The organism is Blastococcus sp. CCUG 61487 (genome assembly GCF_005222955.1).
In the GTDB taxonomy this organism is placed as follows: Bacteria; Actinomycetota; Actinomycetes; order Mycobacteriales; family Geodermatophilaceae; genus Blastococcus.
Genome location: NZ_LWUA01000267.1, coordinates 1 through 15,065, shown reverse-complemented (window position 1 = coordinate 15,065; position 15,065 = coordinate 1). Strand labels below are relative to the sequence as shown.

Sequence of the window (15,065 nt, the reverse complement as noted above, 5' to 3'; positions counted from 1 at the left end):
GCCGGCGGCGTCGAGGTCGAGGCGGGCGCCGAGCTCCTGCAGCCGGGCGATCGCCCGCGGCGCCTCGGCGACCAGCGTCCGCACGGCGGCCTCGTCGCACAGCCCCGCGCCGGCCACCAGCGTGTCGCGCTCGTGCAGCTCGGCGTCGTCGTCGGCGCCGAGAGCGGCGGCGAGCCCGCCCTGCGCCCACGGCGTGCTGCCGGCCCCGAGCTCGCCCTTGGTGACGACGGTGACCGCGCGCCCGGCCTCGGCCAGCGCCACGGCGGTCATCAGCCCGGCCGCCCCGCTGCCCACGACGACGACGTCGGTGACCTGCTCGCGCTCGGCGGCGGGCAGGGGCAGCGCGGCGACGACCGACGGCCCGAGGGAGGCGATCCCGGCCGTCACCTCACTCACCGACCGGCGACGGCGTGCCGATGGCGACCATGGCCTCGACCGCGGCGCGGGCGCGGGCGGCGATCTGCGGGTCGACGGTGACCTCGTCGCGGCCCTCGCGCAGCGCGCGCAGCAGCTTCTCGGGGGTCGACATCTTCATGTAGGGGCAGGCGGCGCGGGAGTTCACCGGCTCGAACGCCGTGGTCGGGTTGGCCTGCCGCAGCTGGTGCAGCATGCCGATCTCGGTGGCCACCAGCACCCGCTTCGCCGTCGTCCGGCGGGCCTCGTCGAGCATCCCGCCGGTGGAGAGGATGTGCACCCGCTCCTGTGGCAGCTGGCCGTCCGACACCATCCACAGCGCGCTCGTCGCGCAGCCGCACTCCGGGTGGACGAGCAGCTCGGCGTCGGGGTTGTCCTCGACGCTGGCCCGCAGGTCGGTGGGGGAGATGCCGGCGTGCACGTGGCACTCGCCCATCCAGATGCGCATGTTCTCCCGGCCGGTGACCCGCTGGACGTGCGCGCCGAGGAACTGGTCGGGGAGGAAGAGGATCTCGCGGTCGGCCGGGACCGACTCCACGACCTCGACGGCGTTGGACGAGGTGCAGCAGATGTCGGTCTCGGCCTTCACCTCGGCGGAGGTGTTGACGTAGGAGACGACGACCGCGCCGGGGTGCTCGGCCTTCCAGGCGCGCAACTGGTCGGCGGTGATCGTGTCGGCCAGCGAGCAGCCGGCGTTCGCGTCGGGGACCAGCACCGTCTTCTCGGGGCTGAGGATCTTCGCCGTCTCGGCCATGAAGTGGACACCCGCGAACACGATCGTGCTCGCGTCGCTGGCCGCGGCGAGGCGGGAGAGGGCGAGGGAGTCGCCGACGTGGTCGGCCACGTCCTGGATCTCCGGGGCCTGGTAGTTGTGCGCGAGGACGACGGCGTCCTTCTCGCGGGCGAGCCGGCGCACCTCGTCCCGCCAGTCCTGCCACTGGTCGGGCGTCCAGCCGGCGGTGGTGGCGGGCAGCGTCGCGGTCACGGGAACCTCCGTGCGAGTGAGGGTTTCTGACTACCAGGCGAAAACTCCTGGGAGACCTTAGCATTCCCGGTATGGCATCCGTGTGGTCCTCGCCGGAACGGCCGGCCTATCCGCACCAGGCGCTCGCCGTGGTGCTCCAGGTCCGGTCGGCGCGGCTGCACGCGATGCTGTGGCAGCGGCCGAACGAGCCGTTCGCCGGCGCCTGGGCGCTACCGGGCGGGCCGCTGCTGCCCGAGGAGACCCTCGGTGCCTCGGTCGCCCGCCAGCTGGCGGCCAAGGTGGAGGTCGCGCACCTCGGTCACCTCGAGCAGCTGGAGACCCGCAGCGATCCGGGCCGCGATCCGCGGGGCCGGACGGTGGCGACGGCGTACCTGGGGCTGATCCCCTCGCACCTGGACGTGGTGCTGCCGGAGGACACCGCCTGGCACCCGGTCGACGCGCTGCCCACGACGGCGTTCGACCACGGCTCGATCGTGCTGTCGGCGCTGGGCCGGCTGCGGGCGAAGCTGTCCTACACGAACCTGGGGTTCGCGCTGGCGCCGCCGTCGTTCACCATCGCGGAGCTCCGGGACGTCTACGTCGCCGCGCTGGGTTACGACGTCACCGCCACGAACCTGCAGCGCGTGCTGCTGCGCCGCGGCGTGCTGGAGCCCACGGGAGAGCTCGCGCCTCCGGGGCGGGCCGGCGGGCGGCCCCCGGCGCTCTACCGGTTCGTCTCCCCGGAGCTCGAGGTCACCGACCCGTTCGCGGTGTTCCGCCCGCCCACGTCGCGCTGAGCCGTCGGAGCGGGGTGCGCGGGCGCGCCCTCGGTCCCGTGCAGCAGTTCCCAGGCGTAGCGCATGACCGTGTACAGGCACACCGCCGCGCCCACCATCTCGAGGAACTCCTCACCCCCGGTCAGCAGGACGTACGTCGTGTTGAAGCCGACGTGCGGGCCTCCGGCCATCTCCAGGCCGAGGGCGCCGCCGACGTACAGCGCGCCGGAGAGCACCAGGAGCTGCGCGATGTGCCGCGGCAGCCGCCAGAGGAACCGCAGGTAGACCAGCGCGAAGACGACCACCAGGGGGCCGCCGACGACGACCCAGGCGTGGGTGAACACGCCTCCGGAGTCGGCCAGGTCCCCGATCTGCCAGATCAGCTCCTCGTGCACGACGGACAGCTCGTCGAGCGACAGGTAGCCGAAGACCGCGGCCAGGCCCAGCCAGTAGCGGTGCAGCGGCGCCCGCCGGCTGCGCTGCAGCACGCCGATCCCGAGGCTGGTCGCCGCGATCGCGGCCAGCAGGATCACCGAGAACCAGGTCGGGATGTTGGCCTCGTCGTCGACGCTGAACAGCCGGTAGGCGACCGCCAGGCCGCTGGGGTTCCGCACGTCCCGGAAGCCGGGTGTGTCGTGCTGGTCCAGGGCGGCGATCCGGATCCACAGCGACACCGCGGTCAGCAGCGTCGCGATCACGAGGGCCGTCCGCAGCACGGTCGCGGGTCGCACGGCGGGCAGCATGGGGTCGACCTCGCGTCCTGATCTGGGGGTGGCGGGGCAGGGGCACCCGGGCGATCCACGCTACCCACGGGGCGACCCCGCGCCCGGAGGCCGGGCCGGAACCGGTCCGCGCCGTCAGCCGGCGGTGCCTACCTCGGGCACTCCGGCAGCCCCGGGAGATCCGGCAGGAGGTTGCCCGCCACGTTGCAGGTCACTCCCTCGACCAGGTTCGCCACCGGCGCCGGCGGCGGAGGCAGCGGCGGGGGGTCCTGCAGCGATGGCAGCGGGTTGGCGGGAGCCGCCGGAGGTGGCGGGAGCGGCGCCGGGAGGGGCACCGGCAGCGGCGAGGGGGCCGGAGCCGGCGGAGCGGGCTGCGCTCCCTGCGCCGGTGGGGGAGCGGGCGGCGGCGAGCCGCCTCCGCTGCCCTGCTGCGAGCTGCCGCCGGCGGGCGGTGCGGCCGCCGGGGGTGGTCCGCCCGGTGGGGGAGCGGGCTCACCGGCCGGCGGGGGCGCGGCTCCGCCGGTCTGGACGGGGACGGTGTCACCCGAGGCGGGGGTCCGGTCGGAGGCGCCGATCGCCGGTCCCGGCGCGGCCGGCAGGCGGTAGTTGCCGGTGGGCGGAGGCACCGGGCTGGTCGTGTCGCCGCGCAGCGGCAGCGAGTCGACGGGGACGCCGGAGCCGTACGCGCGGGCCAGCGCCAGCACCTGGGCGACGTACTCGTCGGAGTGGTTGTAGGCGAAGACCGCCCGGCGCTGGCCGACGGCGGTGCGCAGGTCACCGCCGGCGGTGCAGAGGTAGTTCGCCGACGCCAGCGCGGCGTCGTCGATGTCGAAGGGGTTCGAGACGCCGTCGCCGTCGCCGTCGACCGCGTACGAGCGCCACGTCGTCGGGATGAACTGCATCGGGCCGACGGCGCGGTCGTACTGCGTGTCGCGGTCGAACCGGCCGCCGTCGCTGTCGGAGATGTGGGCGAACTTCCCGCCGTCGAGGGCGGGCCCGCGGATCTCGGGGGTGGACGTGCCGTCCGGGTTGAGGACGGCCCCGCCGTAGCGGCCGTGGTTGGACTCCACGCGGCCGATCGCGGCGAGCAGCGACCACTCGATGCCGCAGCCCGGCTTCGAGGAGTTCATCCGGGTGGCGGCGACGCGGTAGGCGTTGAGCGCGACGTTCGGGATACCGTTCTCCGCCAGGCCGGAGATGACCACGGGCGTGGCCGGCTGCGGTTCGTCCACGCGGACCGGAGCCGCCGGCAGGGTGACCACCCCGCTGGGCGCACCCTCGGACAGCGGCGAGACCTCCTCGTCCTCCTCCGGTGCTGCGACCGCCGTCTCGGCGTCGGCCTCGCGCAGACCGCCCTCGCCGTCGCCCGCCCGGACGCCGCCGATCAGGCCGGCCCAGGCGAGGACGAACGCCGCGAGCAGCAGCCAGCGGCTCTGCCGGCCCGCGCTCCGCCCCGACGACCGGCCGTACCCCCTGATGCCCATGGCACCTCGCATCTCGCTGCACGCCTGCAGGGTCGATGCCGCCCCCGTCCGGCGGGGGGCCCGTTACCCGGGTCGAGAGGCCGATTCACATCCGTTTCCACCCTTCCCTCGAGGGCGCGGACGAGCGCGCCCGGCAGGAATCGAACCTGCGACCAAGTGTTTAGAAGACACCTGCTCTATCCCCTGAGCTACGGGCGCTCGGTCGCCGATCATCGCATCGCATCCCAGCAGTGGATCCCGACGCCGAGCCGACGGGCGTCCACAGGGGTGAGACGGATCCACAGATCGGCCGCTCGGCCCCGCGCCACGGGTCGCACGCCGCAAGGTCGGAGCACGCCGGCACCGCGCCGGCCGCGCCGCCCGGCGCAGCAGACCCGAGGAGCACCGTGAGCGCCACAGGAATCACCGTCGTCGGCAACGTCGTCACCTCGCCGACCCGCAAGCGCACGCAGCACGGCAGCGTCACCAACTTCCGCGTCGCGTCCACCGGACGCCGGTTCGACCCCGCCACCCAGGACTGGGTCGACGGGCACTCCTTCTTCGTCGACGTCGAGTGCTGGGGAGAGCTGGGCGGCAACGTCGCGCACAGCATCAGCAAGGGCGACCCGGTCATCGTCGTGGGCAACATCCGCACCGACGAGTGGGAGTCCGACCAGGGCCGGCGCAGCCGTCCGCAGGTGCGGGCGGACGCGGTCGCGCCCAACCTGGCCCGTGGGACCGCGGAGTTCCGCCGGACGCCGCGCACGACCGCCGCGGCGCCCGACGCGGACGGCATCCCGCGCGAGCAGGAAGAGGGCGCGGGCTCGCCGGCCGGGGATCTGCCCGGCCGGGACTACGAGGTGGTCGACGAGACGTTGCACTCTCTGGACGCCGGCGACCGCACCGCGCAGCCCGTGCACGCCTAGTTGCTCCGGGCTGGGAGGATCGGCGGCGAGAACGCAGAGGGGCGGGGTCGCGATCGGCGGCCCGCCCCCGCTCGCGAGACGACGGAAGGCTCGGCAGCCCAGTGGCTCAGTACATCTACACGATGGTCCGCGCGCGCAAGGCGCACGGCGACAAGGTGATCCTCGACGACGTCACCCTCTCGTTCCTCCCGGGCGCGAAGATCGGCGTGGTCGGGCCCAACGGCGCCGGCAAGTCGACGGTGCTGCAGATCATGGCCGGGCTGCAGCACCCCTCCAACGGGGAGGCGATCCTCGCGCCGGAGGCCACCGTCGGCATCCTGCTGCAGGAGCCGCCGCTCAACGAGGAGCTGGACGTCCGGGGCAACGTCGAGGAGGCGGTCAAGCCGCTGCGCGACGCGCTGACCCGGTTCGAGGAGGTCAGCGCGGCGATGGGCGAGCCGGACGCCGACTTCGACGCGCTGCTGGCCGAGCAGGGCGAGCTCATGGAGGTCATCGAGAACCAGGACGGCTGGGAGCTCGACGCCCGCATCGAGCAGGCCATGGACGCGCTGCGCTGCCCGCCCGGCGACGCCGACGTCTCGGTCCTCTCCGGTGGTGAGCGCCGCCGCGTGGCGCTGTGCAAGCTGCTGCTCGAGGCGCCGGACCTGCTGCTGCTCGACGAGCCGACCAACCACCTCGACGCCGAGAGCGTGGCCTGGCTGGAGCAGCACCTGGAGAAGTACGCCGGCACCGTCGTCGCCGTCACCCACGACCGGTACTTCCTGGACAACGTCGCCGAGTGGATCCTCGAGCTCGACCGCGGGCGGGCCTACCCCTACGAGGGCAACTACTCCACCTACCTCGAGACCAAGGCCGCCCGGCTGCAGGTCGAGGGGGCCAAGGACGCCAAGCGCGCCAAGCGGCTCAAGGACGAGCTCGAGTGGGTCCGCTCGGGCGCCAAGGCGCGCCAGGCCAAGAGCAAGGCGCGACTGGCCCGCTACGAGGAGATGGCGGCGGAGGCCGAGAAGTACCGCAAGCTGGACTTCGAGGAGATCCAGATCCCGCCGGGTCCCCGCCTGGGCAGCGTCGTCGTCGAGGCACGGAACCTGACCAAGGGCTTCGGCGACCGTCTGCTCATCGACGACCTGTCGTTCACCCTGCCGCGCAACGGCATCGTCGGAGTGGTCGGCCCCAACGGGGTCGGCAAGACCACGCTGTTCAAGATGCTGGTCGGCGAGGAGAAGCCGGACGACGGCGAGATCAAGATCGGTGAGACGGTCAAGATCGCCTACGTCGAGCAGAACCGCAGCGGCATCGACCCCAAGAAGACGCTGTGGGACGTCGTCTCCGACGGTCTGGACCACATCAAGGTCGGCAACGTCGAGATGCCCTCGCGTGCCTACGTGGCCGCCTTCGGGTTCAAGGGGCCGGACCAGCAGAAGCCGGCGGGGGTGCTCTCCGGCGGAGAGCGGAACCGTCTCAACCTCGCCCTGACGTTGAAGCAGGGCGGCAACCTGCTGCTGCTCGATGAGCCGACCAACGATCTCGACACCGAGACGCTGACCAGCCTGGAAGGCGCGCTGCTGGAGTTCCCGGGCTGCGCCGTCGTCATCAGCCACGACCGGTGGTTCCTCGACCGCGTGGCGACGCACATCCTCGCCTACGAGGGCGACTCGAAGTGGTTCTGGTTCGAGGGCAACTTCGAGGACTACGAGAAGAACAAGATCGAGCGGCTCGGACCGGAGGCGGCGCGGCCGCACCGCGCGACCTACCGCAAGCTCACCCGCGACTGACCGAAGGCCTCACGCCGCCATGACAAGGTGGCGGCGTGAGGCACACCGCGGCAGTTCCCATGCGCTGGTCGGACATGGACGCCTACCAGCACATCAACAACGTGGCCTTCCTCGGCTACTTCGAGATGGCCCGCATCAGCCTGTTCCGCGAGCGGCCCGAGCACGACCACCGGACCGGGCGGCGCCACGGGCTGATCGTCGCGTCGCACGAGATCGCCTACAAGCGCCAGGTCGTCTACTCCTCGACGCCGCTGCAGGTGGACGTCTGGATCACCGACGTGCGGGCGGCGACGTTCGTGTGCCGCTACGAGCTGTTCGACCACGGCAAGCTCGCGGTCACCGGCAGCACGATGATCGTGCCGTTCGACTTCGACCTGGGGCGACCGCGCCGGCTCACCCCGGAGGAGAAGGAGTTCCTCGCCCGCTACGCGGACGAGCCGGCCGCCTGAGCCCGTTCCCGGCGGCCTCGTTCCGGGAACGCGGGCCCTGGGCGGGCGCCCGGACGCCTCGTTCCCCGCACGAGGGCACACGCCCCGGCCCCGGAGACGCGACGACCCCCTGACGCCGCGGCGTCAGGGGGTCGTGCGCTGTCGGGGTCAGGACCGGCGGCGGAGGAACTTCCAGGCCGTCCCGAGCACCGCGGCCGCGACCGCGGCCTTGACGATGCCGCCGAGGATGAACGGGTAGAAGCCGGCGTCCAGTGCCTGGGCGGCGGACATGTCGGCGGCCACGGCCAGCCACGGCACGCCCACGGCGAAGATCACGGCCTGGCCGGCGACGAACAGCGGCAGCGACTTCAGCACGGTCCGGTCGGCCCCGCGGCGGGCGGCGAGGCCGATGAGGAACGCGGCGGGGATGAAGCCCACCACGTACCCGCCGGTGGCGCCGAAGACGGCGTCCACGCCGCCGCTGGCCTCCGAGTAGAAGGGCAGCCCGACGAGCGCGCACGCCATGTAGGCGACCTGGACCGCGACGCCCCGCACGGGCCCGAGAGCGGCCGCGGTGAGCACGACGGCGAGCGTCTGACCGGTGATCGGCACCGGCGACCCCGGCACCGGCACGGCGACCTGCGCCATCAGCGCGGTGAACAGCACGCCGGTGGCCACGAGCGCGGCGTTGCGGGCGCGGACGTCCGGGACGAGGTCGGCGAGAACGAGCGGACGTGACGGCAGCGCCGGCAGCGAAGCGGTGGCCACGAAACCTCCTGGTAGTGCGGGTCGGCCTCCGTCGAGCGGACGGGGGACCGAGGGGCATCGGAGAGTCTGCACTACGCCCCGAGCGCCCCGATCCAGCGGTGGGTCAGGCCCGCAACCAGACCGCGGCGTCCACCGGCAGCACGCCGTCGGACACGTCCGTGCTCGCCAGCAGCAGCTCGCCCTCGGGCAGGGGCACGTCGTCGGCGGAGAGGTTGACCAGGCAGACCAGGCCGCCGCTGCGTCGGAACGCGAGGCAGCCGGCCGGCGCGGGCAGCCACTCCAGCCCGTCCCCGCGCAGCGCGGACGACGTGCGGCGCAGCTCCAGGGCGCGTCGGTACAGCGACAGCATCGACGCGTCGTCGTCGGCCTGCGCCGCCACGGTCAGCCGATCCCATCCCTCGGGCATCGGCAGCCAGGTGTCGCGGCGCGACGAGAACCCGTAGGACGGCTCGTCCCCCGACCACGGCACCGGGATCCGGCAGGCGTCCCGGCCCCGTTCGGTGCGGCCGGAGCGCTCCCAGATCGGGTCCTGCAGGGCCTCGTCGGGCAGGTCGACGTCGGGCAGACCCAGCTCGTCGCCGTTGTAGACGTAGGCGACGCCGGGCAGCGCGAGCTGCAGCAGCGCGGCCGCCCGGGCCCGCCGGGTGCCCACGATGCCGTCGCCGTAACGGGTCACGTGCCGGGGCCGGTCGTGGTTGGACAGCACCCAGCAGGCCGGGGCCGGGGTGCCCTCGACGGTGGCCAGCGAGTGCTCGATCGCCGTCCGCAGGTCCTCGGCGTCCCACTCCGCGGTGAGCAGCTTGAAGTTGAAGGCGAGTTGGAGCTCGTCGGGCCGCAGGTACTGGGCCAGCCGGTCGTCGTCGGAGACCCACACCTCGCCGACCGCCATCCGGCCGGGGTACTCGTCCAGCACCCGCCGGATCCTGCGGTGCACCTCGTGCACGCCGTCGTCGTCGAACCGGTGGTCACCCGGCCCGTGATCGGCGAGCAGCCCGGTGTCCTCCATGGGCAGCATGTCCGGCAGCCCCGAGGGCTTGGCCATGCCGTGGGCCACGTCGATCCGGAAGCCGTCCACCCCGCGGTCGAGCCAGAAGCGCATCGTCTCCTCGAGGTCGGCGAGCACCTCGGGATGGGTGAAGTCCAGGTCGGGCTGCTCGGGGGCGAACAGGTGGAGGTACCACTGCCCGTCGGGCACCCGGGTCCACGCCGGTCCGCCGAACACCGAGGGCCAGTTGTTCGGCGGCTCGGCCCCGTCCGACCCGCGACCGTCGCGGAACAGGTAGCGCGCCCGCTCGGGCGATCCCGGCGCCGCGGCGAGCGCCGCCTCGAACCACTCGTGGGCGTGCGAGGTGTGGTTGGGCACGAGGTCGACGGTCACTCGCAGGCCGGCGGCGTGGGCGTCGGCCAGCAGCGCGTCGAACGCGGCCAGGTCGCCGAAGGTCGGCTCGACGTCGCGCGGATCGGCGACGTCGTAGCCGTGGTCGGCCATCGGCGAGGGGTAGAAGGGCGTGATCCACAGGGCGTCGACGCCCAGGTCGATCAGGTGCGGCAGCCGCGCACGGATGCCCGCGAGGTCACCGACGCCGTCGCCGTTCCCGTCGGCGAAGCTGCGGATGTAGACCTGGTAGAAGACCGCGTCCCGCCACCAGTCGAGGTCGGTGCTCGGCATCAGGCGCCGTCGGCGGGGAAGCGGTTCTGCATGCTCTGCGCGGCGTTCCACAGGTAGGACCACAGCGTGGCGTCCTGGTCCTCGGGGAGCTCCAGCGAGTCGACCGCCGCGCGCATGTGGGCCAGCCACGCGTCCCGCTCCACCGGCCCGATCGCGAACGGTGCGTGCCGCATCCGCAGGCGGGGGTGCCCGCGTTCCTGGGAGTAGGTGGTCGGGCCGCCCCAGTACTGCTCCAGGAAGCCGCGCAGCCGGTCCTCGGCGCCCTCCCAGTCGTCCTGCGGGTACATCGGCGCGAGCACCGGGTCGGTGCGGACGGTGGCGTAGAAGCGGGCCACCAGGCGTTCGAAGGTGGCCGAGCCGCCGACCTCGTCGTAGAAGGTCCGCGCCGACGGCAACCGCCTCGCCTCGCTCATGCCTGTGCCGCTCCCTCGCCCTCGACCGCGACGGCAGGGTCCTGCCGCGTCCGTCGATAGGCCACCAGCGCCGGGACGACGGCGATCATTCCGACCGCACCGCACAGCATCAGCACCCCGCTGGGCAGGATCCCCTCCGCGGCGAGCCCGGCGGCGAGGGCGCCGAGCCCCTGGACGCCGTACAGGCCGCTGACCGCGACGCCGAACGCCCGCCCGCGGTACGCCGGCGGGGTCGCCTGCACGAACGCGATGTTGAGCGGGATGAACCAGGTCGCGCCCAGGCCGCTCAGGAAGAGCAAGGCGAGCAGCACGCCGAACGACGTCGCGCCGGCGTCGGTGAGGGCCACCACCAGGCCACCGGCCAGGAGCGGGGCCAGCGAGAGCAGGATCAGCGGGACGACCAGCCGCTCCCGCCGGGCGGCCGGCACGAACCGGCCGAGCAGCAGCCCGCCGACGACGACACCCGAGGGAGTGGCGGCCAGCAGCACGCCGACGGACGCCGCGCCCCGTTCCAGCTCCGCGGCCAGGGGCGCGGCCACCCCCTCCCAGGCGTTGCCGAACAGCGCACCGAGCCACAGGAGGGCGACGATCGCCAGCATGCGGCGGGTCCCGCCGAGGAAGCGCAGGCCCGCCGCGGTGTCCCGCCACAGCGAGCCCCCCGAGTTCGGCGCCGGGGCCGGGCGGCGCTTCAGCCGCGCGGCGAGCCAGCCCGCCGACACCGCGAACGCGGCCGACGTGATGCCCAGCGCGAGGGAGGGATGCAGCGCCACCAGCGCTCCGCCCAGCAGGAAACCCGCCACCTGGGCCACCTGCAGGGTCACGGTCGTGAGCGAGATCGCGACGGCGTAGCGCTCCCCGTCGACGACGTCGGCCATGAGCGCGGACCGAGCCGACTCGAACGGCGGGGCGCACAGCGACACGAGCAGCAACAGGCCCAGCAGCACCGGCAGCGGCATGCCCGGGAGAGCCATGAGGGCCAGCAGCAGGGCGCGCACGACGTCGGTGGTGATCAGCACGCGGTGCCGCGGCAGCCGGTCGGCCAGCGTGGACAGCAGGGGGCCGCCGATGATCCACGGGAAGTGGCTGATCGCGAAGGTCAGCGCGGACAGCAGGGGCGAGTTGGTGCGCTGGTAGACCAGCACGGTGAGCGCGACCCGGGCCAGCTCGTCGCCGGCCGTCGACAGCAGGAAGGTGCCGTAGAGCGGCCGGAACTCCGGCGTCGCGAACACCTCGCGGAAGGTCGCCGTGCGAGCCGGGACGGCGTGCGCCGCCTCCGGCGCCTCCGCCGTCACCACGACCCCGACGACGGAGGACGCACGCGTCCCGCGTCCCGTGGTGCCGAGCCGTCGGACCGCTCGCCGGATGACCGGCAGCCCCCCGCGGCCACGGTTGGTGACCTGTCCATTACCCGAAGTGTCTCAGGCGGTCGCGGTGGTGTCAGCCATCGGCGCGCGCAGCGTCCTCCCGTGGTGTCAGGCCGGTGTGCGCCGCCAGGAAGGCGAGCTGGTCGGCGGCCAGTCCCACGGTCCGGCTGACCGCCCGGGCGCCGTGTCCCACGGACACCTCCCGACGCAGGACGACGGGCGCCGGCGAGCTCGTGGCGTGCTGCAGCGCGGCGGCGAGCTTGCGCCCGTGCAGGGGGTCGACCCGGGTGTCGGACTCGAAGGTCGTGACCAGCACCGCCGGGTACGCCGTCCCCTCGCGGACCGCGTGGTACGGCGAGTAGCCGAGCAGCCAGCCCAGCTCCGTCGGGTCCTCGGCGGTGCCGTACTCGTCGTTCCAGGTGCGGCCCAGACCGAACAGCTCGTACCGGACCATGTCCAGCAGCGGGGCGCTGCAGACGACGGCCGCGGCGAGCTCCGGCCGCTGGGTGAGGGTGGCGCCGACCAGCAGTCCGCCGTTGGAGCCGCCGAAGATGCCCAGCTGCTCGTGCGTCGTCCACCCCTCGGCGACGAGGTGCTCGGCCGCGGCGGCGAAGTCGTCGAAGACGTTCTGCTTGCGCTCGCGCATCCCGGCGCGGTGCCACTCCTCGCCGTGCTCCGAGCCGCCGCGCAGGTTGGCCACCACCCAGACGCCGCCGGCGGCGACCCAGGAGAGCGCCTGCGCGCTGTAGGCCGGCGTGAGCGAGACGTTGAAGCCGCCGTACCCGTAGAGCACCGTCGGGCGCGGGGCGTCCGGCGTGCCGGTCCCGGACAGCACGAACAGGTGCACCGGGGTGCCGTCGGCCGAGGTCGCGTGCGTCTCGACGACGGTCAGCTCCGGGACGGCGCCGGCGACGGCGGCGCGCTCCCAGTCCTCGAGCGCGCCCGGGGTGGCGGCGTCCCAGCGCAGTACCGACGGGGGGGTGGCGTAGTCGGTGTAGCCCACCCACGCCTCGGTCCCGCCCTCGGGACGGGAGACGACCCCGGCGATGCTGCCCGCGCCCGGTGCGGGGATCTCGCGCAGGCGGCCCGACCCGTCGGCCGCCCAGAGCGACAGCCGGTCGGTCGCGTCCACCGCGTGCACGGCGAGCACCCGCAGGCCGCCGTCCGGACCGTCGACCAGGGTCACGTCGGAGAGCACGGCGCCGTCCTGCTCGGGGACGACGTCGCGCCAGGCCTCCGGTGCCCAGGTGGTCGGGTCCTCGGGATCGGCGACGGCGAGCCGCCAGCGGGGGGTCCCGCGGTCCGACATCAGCCACAGCCGGCCGTCGCGGGCCACCCACGCCGAGGTCTGCGCGTCGACGCCGACCTGGAGCTCGCGCAGGGCGCTGTCTCCGGCGAGGTCGGCCAGCCAGACGTCGTCGCGCGGGGCGGTGCCCACCGAGCGGGAGACGACCAGCCAGCGGCCGTCGCGGCTGGTGTGCACCCCGAAGTAGCTCGCGGGATCGCTGCCCTCGCCGTGCACCAGGACGTCGTCGTCGGGGTGGGCCCCGACGCGGTGGCGCCAGACCCGGCGGTGGAACTGCTCCTCGCCGGCGGGCACCTGGTCGGGCGCCAGGCGGCGGACGTAGAACAGCTCCTCGCCACCCGGCAGCCACGCGACGGGGGAGTAGCGGCAGCGGTCGATCGGGCCGTCGAGCACCTCGCCGGTGGCGACGTCGAGGACGTAGAGGCGCGACTCCTCGTCGCCCCCGGTGGACAGCTGGTAGGCCAACCGGTCGCCCTCGATGGACGGCGACCACGCGTCGAGGGTCGTCGTCCCCTCGGGGTCCAGCGCCATGGGGTCGACGAGCGTGCGGACCGTGCCGTCGGCCTCCCGGACCCGCAGCACGGCGTGCTCCTGGCCCGGGTCGCGGCGGGTGGAGAACGCGCGCCCACCCCGCCAGGCGGGCAAGCCCACGGCACCGGCGTGCACGAGCTGCTCCATGCGCGCGGCGAACGCCGGCCGGTGCGGGAGAGCGCTCAGCACCTCGGCGGCCAGCGCGTCCTGGGCCTCGCTCCAGGCGACGGTCCGCGGGTCGTCGGCGTCCTCCAGCCAGCGGTAGGGGTCGGCCACGGAATGCCCGTGGAGCTCCTCGACGAGGTCGAGCCGGGGTGCCTCGGGATAGCGCATCCGGTCACCGTAGAGGCGGTGCCGCCCGCCCAGGCGGCCCGCCCGGCGAAATCAGGCAGCGCCGATCGGCTGTTGTCGGGTCAGAATGGTGCAGCCCGCGGGTGTCGGAGCCACCGGCAGTCCGCGGCGACCGGAGGTGATCCGTGCTGCGCGCCGCGTCCGGGTCGACGTCGGTGGGTCACCCAGGCCCGCGCCGCGACCCCCACCGTCCATCGGTCCTGCCCGTTCCCTCGCCCGGGACCACCAGCGCCACCCTGCTGCTCAACGCCACGTACGAGCCGCTCTGCGTCGTCTCGAGCCGGCGGGCCATCGTGCTCGTCATCGCCGAGAAGGCCGAACCGGTCGACTCGTCGGCCGACGTGGTGCACGCCGAGCGCCTCAGCCTGCCGGTCCCGGTGGTGATCCGGCTGACCCGCTACGTGCGGGTGCCCTATCCGGCGTCGGTCCCGCTCTCGCGCCGCGCGGTCTTCACCCGCGACGGGCAGACCTGCGTCTACTGCGGCGGGAACGCCACGAGCATCGACCACGTCGTCCCGCGCAGCCGCGGTGGCACCCACACGTGGGACAACGTCGTCGCCGCCTGCCGCCGGTGCAACCACACCAAGGCCGACCACTCGCTGGCCGAGCTGGGCTGGCAGCTCCCGCACCCGCCGAGCACCCCGAGCGGCGCCGCCTGGCGGCTGCTCGGGCACCGGACGGTCGACCCGCGCTGGCGCGAGTGGCTGGGCATGCCCGAGAGCGTGAGCGCCTGAAAGAGGACCCCGTCCCCACCACTCGCACGCTCGCGGCGAGCCTCTGGACGGGGCCGAGAAGCCACCGGAAGGACGAGCATTGACCTCACCGGGGACCGCCCGGCTGCTGTGGAGCCTGGGGGAGCCGTTCCACGCGCTCACCTACTTCGCCGAGGAGGCGCGAGCGGCCTTCACGGCCGCCGGCCTGCGCGGCTTCTGGGCCGGCTACTTCGCCGGTCGCGCGGCGCCCCTCGGCCCGGTCGGGCCCGCGGTCGTCACCGCGACGTTCGTCGGTTTCGCGCCGGACTTCGTCGCCCGCCGGGTGCCCGCGGTGTGGGGGATGGCGACGCCGGACGCTGCCCTGGAGGCCCGGCTCGCGGGCGTGGACGCCGCGGTCCGCCGCGTCCTGGGCGGGGAATGGACCGCCTCCGACGACGCCCCGGAGGCGGCGGAGCTCGCCACGACCGCGGCCGCCGCCGTCGACC

General features: G+C 74.0%; 15 protein-coding genes and 1 tRNA gene. 6 read left to right on the top strand and 10 right to left on the bottom strand.

Going from position 1 to position 15,065, the window contains the following annotated elements:
* Positions 1-387 (bottom strand): FAD-dependent oxidoreductase (locus tag A6V29_RS17440; protein ID WP_249933314.1); only part of this gene is annotated, 387 nt, incomplete at its 3' end.
* Position 388: 1 nt separating this feature from the next.
* Entirely contained in the window at positions 389-1,399 is a 1,011-nt protein-coding gene (gene nadA / locus A6V29_RS17435; protein WP_170977935.1) for a quinolinate synthase NadA, read from the bottom strand.
* Between the two features lie 71 nt (positions 1,400-1,470).
* Between nadA and A6V29_RS17430 the strand changes: the two genes are divergently transcribed.
* The gene (locus A6V29_RS17430) at positions 1,471-2,175 is read left to right on the top strand and encodes an NUDIX hydrolase (RefSeq protein WP_137161478.1); all 705 of its coding nucleotides are present in this window, start codon (positions 1,471-1,473) and stop codon (positions 2,173-2,175) included.
* Here A6V29_RS17430 and A6V29_RS17425 read toward each other — a convergent pair.
* The 3 genes from A6V29_RS17425 to A6V29_RS17415 all read right to left on the bottom strand — a co-directional run bounded on the left by A6V29_RS17425 (position 2,103) and on the right by A6V29_RS17415 (position 4,558).
* Complete coding sequence (locus tag A6V29_RS17425) at positions 2,103-2,885, bottom strand: DUF8692 domain-containing protein (protein ID WP_137161477.1); 783 nt, start codon at positions 2,883-2,885, stop codon at positions 2,103-2,105. The two genes, A6V29_RS17430 and A6V29_RS17425, sit on opposite strands and share 73 nt — an antisense overlap.
* Positions 2,886-3,025: 140 nt before the next feature.
* Entirely contained in the window at positions 3,026-4,360 is a 1,335-nt protein-coding gene (locus tag A6V29_RS17420; RefSeq protein ID WP_137161476.1) for a lytic transglycosylase domain-containing protein, read from the bottom strand.
* A 125-nt stretch (positions 4,361-4,485) separates the two neighbouring features.
* A tRNA-Arg gene (locus A6V29_RS17415) sits at positions 4,486-4,558 on the bottom strand.
* Between the two features lie 188 nt (positions 4,559-4,746).
* On the opposite strand from A6V29_RS17415, the gene A6V29_RS17410 reads away from it, so the two are divergent.
* The 3 genes from A6V29_RS17410 (at position 4,747) to A6V29_RS17400 (ending at position 7,486) form a co-directional block, all read left to right on the top strand.
* A complete protein-coding gene (locus tag A6V29_RS17410) occupies positions 4,747-5,265 on the top strand; it encodes a single-stranded DNA-binding protein (protein ID WP_137161475.1) in 519 nt (172 codons plus the stop codon).
* Positions 5,266-5,366: 101 nt separating this feature from the next.
* Positions 5,367-7,037 (top strand): energy-dependent translational throttle protein EttA, encoded by a 1,671-nt coding sequence (gene ettA / locus A6V29_RS17405; RefSeq protein WP_137161474.1) that lies wholly within the window; start codon positions 5,367-5,369, stop codon positions 7,035-7,037.
* A 35-nt stretch (positions 7,038-7,072) separates the two neighbouring features.
* Positions 7,073-7,486, top strand: a complete 414-nt coding sequence (locus A6V29_RS17400; protein ID WP_137161473.1) for an acyl-CoA thioesterase — start codon at positions 7,073-7,075, stop codon at positions 7,484-7,486.
* A 147-nt stretch (positions 7,487-7,633) separates the two neighbouring features.
* Here A6V29_RS17400 and A6V29_RS17395 read toward each other — a convergent pair whose 3' ends face one another.
* From A6V29_RS17395 to A6V29_RS17375, 5 genes are all read right to left on the bottom strand, one after another.
* Positions 7,634-8,233 (bottom strand): biotin transporter BioY, encoded by a 600-nt coding sequence (locus tag A6V29_RS17395; protein WP_212719549.1) that lies wholly within the window; start codon positions 8,231-8,233, stop codon positions 7,634-7,636.
* Positions 8,234-8,336: 103 nt separating this feature from the next.
* On the bottom strand, positions 8,337-9,902 hold the full coding sequence (locus A6V29_RS17390; RefSeq protein WP_137161472.1) for a glycoside hydrolase family 13 protein: 1,566 nt from the start codon (positions 9,900-9,902) through the stop codon (positions 8,337-8,339).
* The gene (locus A6V29_RS17385; RefSeq protein ID WP_137161471.1) at positions 9,902-10,315 is read right to left on the bottom strand and encodes a globin; all 414 of its coding nucleotides are present in this window, start codon (positions 10,313-10,315) and stop codon (positions 9,902-9,904) included. The genes A6V29_RS17390 and A6V29_RS17385 overlap by 1 nt, the downstream gene beginning before the upstream one ends.
* Complete coding sequence (locus tag A6V29_RS17380) at positions 10,312-11,610, bottom strand: MFS transporter (RefSeq protein WP_249933313.1); 1,299 nt, start codon at positions 11,608-11,610, stop codon at positions 10,312-10,314. The genes A6V29_RS17385 and A6V29_RS17380 overlap by 4 nt, the downstream gene beginning before the upstream one ends.
* Positions 11,611-11,752: 142 nt before the next feature.
* Positions 11,753-13,849, bottom strand: a complete 2,097-nt coding sequence (locus A6V29_RS17375) for a prolyl oligopeptidase family serine peptidase (protein WP_137161470.1) — start codon at positions 13,847-13,849, stop codon at positions 11,753-11,755.
* A 143-nt stretch (positions 13,850-13,992) separates the two neighbouring features.
* Between A6V29_RS17375 and A6V29_RS17370 the strand changes: the two genes are divergently transcribed.
* Positions 13,993-14,601, top strand: coding sequence for an HNH endonuclease (locus A6V29_RS17370; protein WP_249933312.1), 609 nt, complete (start codon positions 13,993-13,995; stop codon positions 14,599-14,601).
* A gap of 79 nt (positions 14,602-14,680) precedes the next feature.
* On the top strand, positions 14,681-15,065 hold a 385-nt coding region (locus tag A6V29_RS17365), incomplete at its 3' end, for an SCO6745 family protein (RefSeq protein ID WP_502700111.1).

Excerpts from the sequence above, each read along its gene's own strand:
- A6V29_RS17430 (WP_137161478.1), top strand. The coding sequence starts at position 1,471 with ATGGCATCCGTGTGGTCCTCGCCGGAACGGCCGGCCTATCCGCACCAG.
- A6V29_RS17420 (WP_137161476.1), bottom strand. The coding sequence starts at position 4,360 with ATGGGCATCAGGGGGTACGGCCGGTCGTCGGGGCGGAGCGCGGGCCGG.
- A6V29_RS17390 (WP_137161472.1), bottom strand. The coding sequence starts at position 9,902 with ATGCCGAGCACCGACCTCGACTGGTGGCGGGACGCGGTCTTCTACCAG.
- A6V29_RS17385 (WP_137161471.1), bottom strand. The coding sequence starts at position 10,315 with ATGAGCGAGGCGAGGCGGTTGCCGTCGGCGCGGACCTTCTACGACGAG.
- A6V29_RS17375 (WP_137161470.1), bottom strand. The coding sequence starts at position 13,849 with ATGCGCTATCCCGAGGCACCCCGGCTCGACCTCGTCGAGGAGCTCCAC.